The following is a 5,373-nucleotide window of genomic DNA, read 5'->3' as shown; positions in this document are numbered from 1 at the left end:
GCCGGGACACACCTTTGGGGAGAGTTTTCAGGGGGACGAAGAGGGCAGGACGAAGCCGGTCTTGCCGGTGTGGCACCCTTCGCCGACAACGGGCGGGTAAAGCGAAGAGAGACATCGCCGCCCCGGGCATCGGGCACCGACGGAGCACCCTCCGGCTCCGGTACCCGCGAGGAAACTCCGCTGTCTTCGCGTATTGAGGACATGCCCCTGGGCAGTCCATCAGTGATTCGAGAAAGCCGCATGAAGGCGGCATGAACATTTTCAGCCGAGGCGCGACCGATCAGCACGCTCACTTGATCGATTTTGCTCGAATGCGAGCAGTGTCGATCAGATCAAGGAGAAGTAGCGGGACCGCCCCGGACCGGGCGGCCTGCGCACCCTCGACAGCCCCCGAGACCGCCCTATCCGGCGTCGGCCTCCATCGCCCGCACCAGGCCGGCGGGCCGCATGTCGGTCCACGCGGCCTCGATCGCGTCAAGACACTCCTGCCGCGATCCTTCCGGACCGCCGACGCTCCAGCCGCCCGGGATCTCGATGTGCGCGGGCCACAGCGAGTACTGACCCTCGCCATTCACCAGCGTCACGAACCGACCCGACTCGTCATCGAAAGGATTGGCCACGACCGTCCCCCACTTGTTTCACACATGCCACGACATTTTCTTCGGACGGATACGGGCCTGCCGTACGGATTTCCCCCGGCCCACCGCCGAGCCGCCCGCCCCTTCCGCCACGATCTCGGCCGCACGGGCGGAGATACGTTACGTCTCGGGATACCGGCGTAACACCGATGGCCGAGCCGGCTTCCCGGCTTCGCCCGTTCACGCCAATCACCATAGATGACGCCCGACAGCCAAAGGGACAAATTCAGCCCATTACTTATGGCCGCACACGGCCGCGACACGCACCCAGGCCGGCCGGAGACATATGCCAGGCCCACTTCTACGAAAACATTCAGCCACCCCGTGTCCTGATTGTTCACGTTTCGCTGAATACGACCCGCGCAAATCCGGATAACCGCCGGCGTACGCCCCCAGACCCTCGGACACACGCCGATCACATCGCGCTCCCGTGCGCCGGTTGCGCGCCCCGCTCCGAATCAATGGCCATTTCCATCACCGTGCGTAAGGTTCTCTGTGGTGGTGCCGCCTGCCCGGCGGAAGCGGCTCGGAGAGCATGGGATACGAATGCCGTGTGAACGAACAGAACCCGCCCGCGACCGTTCGCGTGTTCATCGCCCTCGCCCCGCCCGACCCGGCGAAGGAGGAACTCGCCCAGGAGCTGCGCCCCTTGTACGGCACACACCCCCACGTGCGGTGGAACCGTGTCGAGGACTGGCACATCACCCTGGCGTTCCTGGGCGAACTCCCGGTCCGGACCGTTCCGCTGCTCCGCCCTCCACTCGCGGACCTCGCGGCGGCCCACCGCTCTCCCCGTCTGTCGCTGCACGGCGGCGGGACGTTCGACGAGCGGGTGGCGTGGAGCGGGATCGCCGGAGACCTCGACGCCCTGCATCTCCTCGCCGCCGGCGTCAGGTCCGTGGTCAAGGACTGCGGCGTCACCCTGGAGGACCGGCCCCTGCGGCCCCACCTGACCCTGGCCCGCGTCCGCCGGGGCGACCACACCTCGGCGTCCGAGATCGCCGCGCGGCTCGACGGGTTTCGCGGCCACACCTGGCACGCCGAGCGGCTCCACCTGGTCGGCGGCAACGCGGGGCGCGGCCAGGAGCAGATCCGCTACCGCGACATGGCGGCGTGGCCGCTCGGTGGTACGCGGAGCGTCGAGGGCTGAAACGGGAGGACCGGACACGCGGACCACGCCCCGGGCATCGGCACCGGCCGGACGGCCGCGAGCTCACCTCACCCTCTGCTTCAGCTTCACCTTCGGCTGAGGCTTCAGTCGAGAATGAAGTCGCCGCCCGCCGCGGTGGCGAGGTCCGGGCCGAACGCGGCGGCCGGCGTGTGCGCACCGGGCCGGCCCTCGCCCCGCACCAGCCGCACGGCGGCCTCGGTGGCGACATCGGCCGTGTAGTCCATGCCGTCACCGGCGCGCAGCCAGCCCTCGCGGCTTGTGCCGTCGGGCCAGGTGATCACGGCGTGTCCCCAGGAGTGCCGCCGGGGCATCGGGGCGGCCTTCATGCGCATCCCGGCCATCCGGCTGACAGCGAGACGCCGCAGGGCCGGGATGGACAGGAGGGCCCCGAGAACGGGGAGCACGGCCCGCACGGCGGGTGAGGCGGGAGCGAGAGCGGAGGTCGCGGTGACGGAAGGAGACCCGCTGGCCCGCTGGGCGGCCAGGAGCTCTCCCGAGGGCAGGCCGGCGGACCTCACCGTCTGCCCGTCCGGGAGGGTGTGGGTGAGCGGGCCGGCGCCGAGCCGGGCCCTGACCGGCCGGCCCTCGCGGTAGCGGCGTCCGCCGCTGGTCAGCACATCGACGGAGGTGGCCGCGAAGGCGGCACCGACGGCTCCGGCTTCCATGGCCACCGAGGCGAGCGCGTCGACGCGCACCTCGCGCGGGGTGGGCCGGCCCTCGCACAGTTTCACCACCACGGCCTCGGTCGCCAGGACGCCGAAGCCCGCGCCGGTCACCAGTGCGCTGCCGGCCTCCGTCGCGTCCTGGTGCAGGCCGAGCAGCCGGGGAACGGCGACCAGGTCGGCGGCCAGATCCACATAGTGGCCGCCCGGCATGCCAGCGCGGGCGATCGGTGCGGCCGTCGCCGCGTAGTCGCCGATGGTGTTGACGACCACCCCGGGACGCTCCTGGCCGATCCGGGCGGCGATGCGCTCCGCCGTATCGGCCTGCACGATCCTCGAATCGCCGCCCCGGCCGAGGGCCGTCGCGGCCTCGCGCAGGCGCCCGAGGTCCCGCCCGACCAGGACGGGATCGATGCCCCTGGCCGCCAGCCGAGCGGCGACCGCGCGGCCGATCCGGCCCGTGGCTCCCAGAATCCACACCTCATCGGTCCTCGTGTCCGGTGTCATGCCGGCTCCTTCCGCCGGTCCGGGCCCCACACGTCCCGCACCAAGTGATGTCTCACTGTGTCATCACCCAGGCTAGCACCGATGACACACTGAGACATCACTTGCCAGTGCCGTGGCAGCCAAGGTTTGCCCGGAGGGAGCGGCGTCCGGTGCGTGCTCCCGGCGTGCCGGCCGGAAGCCCTCGTGCTGGACCGCACTCGGGCTTTCGTCCGGTGCGGCGAGAGTGCGTGCCGGGCGTCGCGACGGGGCACACCTTGGCTGCCACGGCACTAAGGGCTGTCCCGCAATTCCTGGCGGGCGCACGACGTCAGCTACGGCACCTCGCCGCGTTGTCGAAACGCCCGAATACATCCAGTATGCGGGCGCCTCTCCGCCTTGCGATGCACCGCATCTGACGCCGCGCGCTGATCCGCCAGGAATTGCGGGACAGCCCTTAGGGTCGGGGCATGGCGAGATGGGATCCCGGTACGCAGGAGCGCCTCAAGAAGGCCGCGCTGGAACTCTTCCAGGAGCATGGCTACGAGGGCGTGACGGTGACCCAGATCGCCGAACGCGCCGGGATCACCCGGCGGTCGTACTTCCGCTATTTCCCCGACAAGCGCGAAGTGCTGTTCGCGGGATCCGAACAGCTGCCCGTCGCAGTCTCGGACGCGCTGCTCGACGCCGACGAGGCGGCCTCCCCGCTGGCCGCGGCCCTCGACGCCCTCTCCCGGGTCGGCTCCCGGCTCGTCGCCCACGTCGATCAGGCCGCGGAGCGCCGCGCCGTGATCGACAGCAGCGCGGAGCTGCAGGAACGCGAGCGCACCAAGCTCGCCACCCTCACCATGGCGATACGCGACGGGCTGACGCGGCGCGGCGTACCACCCGACAGGGCCGGTCTGGTCGCTCAGATCGCCGTGGTCGCCTTCCAGAACGCGTTCGGCCGATGGATCGACGCCCGGGGACAGCTCGATTTCCCGTCGTGTCTGCGGACGGCGGCCACGGCGCTGAGGGAAGCCGTGGCCACGGACGCCGTGCCCCGGCACTGATCCGCCGCGCAGGCGCCGACGCCGTTCCCGGCCGGTGGGTTCGTCCCGCGTACGCGACCCGGGCGGGTGCGGTTACGCCAGGCTGCCCAGCGTGAGGCGTGGCTCCGTGTGTTGGAGGGGTTCGGGGGTACCCCTGTGGAACGGTGAGCTGGCTTCGGCTCGCACCAACACGACGGGCACCACACAAGCGGAGAGGGTTTTCTCTGATGGGACACGGCGGCAACGTGATCGCGGAACTCACCACGGACCACCGCGAGGTCGACGAACTGTTCGCGGAGATCGAGAAGCAGCCGGTCGGTGACGAACGGCGCAGGAAGCTGGCCGACCAGCTGACCATCGAACTGGTCCGCCATTCCGTGGCGGAGGAGATGCACCTCTACCCGGCCGTGCGCAGGTTCGTGGACGACGGGGACGACATGGCGGACAAGGAGCTGTCCGACCACGCGAAGGTGGAGCAGCACCTCAAGGAGCTGGAGGGGCTGCCCGCGGACGACCCGCAGTTCGACCACCTGGTGGCGAAGCTGAAGCTCGAGGTCAGCGAGCACGTGCGCGACGAGGAGGGCCGGCTGTTCCCGCTGCTCGCGGCGGCCTGCTCCCCGGAGGCCCTGGACACGCTGGGGGAAAGGGTCCGTGCGGCCAAGAAGACCGCCCCGACCCGTCCGCACCCCTCCGCCCCCGACACCCCGCCCGGCAACAAGGTCCTCGGCCCCGGTGCCGGGCTGGTCGACCGGGCCCGCGATCTTCTTTCCGGCCGCGGCAAGGGCTGACCCCGCCGTGGCCGCGCCGGGCGGTCAGCAGGTGCGGGCCCGCTCCAGGCGGTCGAGCAGGCCGGCGTAGTGGAGGCGGGCCATCGGCTCCAGCAGATCGGGGTGGCGCAGCAGTGCCGTGGCCGCCAGATCGTGGGCGCTCGGTTCGGTCAGCCGGCGGAACTCGGCGGGTCCGGCACAGGTGTGCTCGCACGTTTCGAGGGCCCGCACCGCTTCCCCGGCGGCTTCCGGTGCGGTGAGCAGATGGGCCGCCCAGCTGGCGACGACCTCGTCGACCCAGCTCCGCCAGGCCGGCTCCCGCTGGTCGGCCGCCCCGTCGCCCCGGGCCCCGGTGAGCGCGTCGAGGCGCGCCGAGCCGCCGGGACCGACCAGTGTCACCAGGGCGGCATCCAGGTCCGTGGGGTAGCGCAGCCAGGCGGCGACGGTGACGGCCTGGCGGGCCTGCGCCTCGGCCAGCGCAGCGGTGAGCGCGCCGCCGCCGGACGGGAACGCGCGGGTCAGCCACTGGGTGGTGGCGGATATGAGCGGAGCAAGGTCTGCGGGCATCGGGGCGTCCCCTCGGGTGCTGGATCGCCGAGCAGACTACTGCGCCGCCGCGCC

The 5,373-nt window shown here is 71.3% G+C and carries 6 protein-coding genes; 3 read left to right on the top strand and 3 right to left on the bottom strand.

Annotated elements, in window-relative coordinates; all coding sequences use genetic code 11:
- Window positions 1-401 precede the first annotated feature (401 nt).
- A complete protein-coding gene (locus tag B082_RS0105350) occupies window positions 402-620 on the bottom strand; it encodes an MbtH family protein (RefSeq protein WP_026249445.1) in 219 nt (72 codons plus the stop codon).
- Window positions 621-1,173: 553 nt separating this feature from the next.
- On the opposite strand from B082_RS0105350, the gene thpR reads away from it, so the two are divergent.
- A complete protein-coding gene (gene thpR, locus B082_RS0105345) occupies window positions 1,174-1,788 on the top strand; it encodes an RNA 2',3'-cyclic phosphodiesterase (RefSeq protein ID WP_018550773.1) in 615 nt (204 codons plus the stop codon).
- 104 nt (window positions 1,789-1,892) lie between these two features.
- Here the strand turns inward: thpR and B082_RS0105340 are convergent, their stop codons facing one another.
- The gene (locus B082_RS0105340) at window positions 1,893-2,978 is read right to left on the bottom strand and encodes a saccharopine dehydrogenase NADP-binding domain-containing protein (RefSeq protein WP_018550772.1); all 1,086 of its coding nucleotides are present in this window, start codon (window positions 2,976-2,978) and stop codon (window positions 1,893-1,895) included.
- 446 nt (window positions 2,979-3,424) lie between these two features.
- On the opposite strand from B082_RS0105340, the gene B082_RS0105335 reads away from it, so the two are divergent.
- Together B082_RS0105335 and B082_RS0105330 are read left to right on the top strand one after the other, a co-directional pair.
- Window positions 3,425-4,006 carry a TetR/AcrR family transcriptional regulator gene (locus tag B082_RS0105335; RefSeq protein ID WP_018550771.1) on the top strand — a complete coding sequence of 194 codons (582 nt, stop codon included), beginning with the start codon at window positions 3,425-3,427 and terminating at the stop codon, window positions 4,004-4,006.
- Between the two features lie 206 nt (window positions 4,007-4,212).
- Entirely contained in the window at window positions 4,213-4,773 is a 561-nt protein-coding gene (locus B082_RS0105330; RefSeq protein ID WP_018550770.1) for a hemerythrin domain-containing protein, read from the top strand.
- A 24-nt stretch (window positions 4,774-4,797) separates the two neighbouring features.
- Here B082_RS0105330 and B082_RS0105325 read toward each other — a convergent pair whose 3' ends face one another.
- A complete protein-coding gene (locus B082_RS0105325; protein WP_018550769.1) occupies window positions 4,798-5,319 on the bottom strand; it encodes a hypothetical protein in 522 nt (173 codons plus the stop codon).
- Window positions 5,320-5,373 lie beyond the last annotated feature (54 nt).

The organism is Streptomyces sp. ATexAB-D23 (assembly GCF_000373645.1).
GTDB classification, from domain to species: domain Bacteria; phylum Actinomycetota; class Actinomycetes; order Streptomycetales; family Streptomycetaceae; genus Streptomyces; species Streptomyces castrisilvae.
Note: the sequence above shows the minus strand (reverse complement) of the source record. Positions and strands in the feature narration are given on the sequence as shown.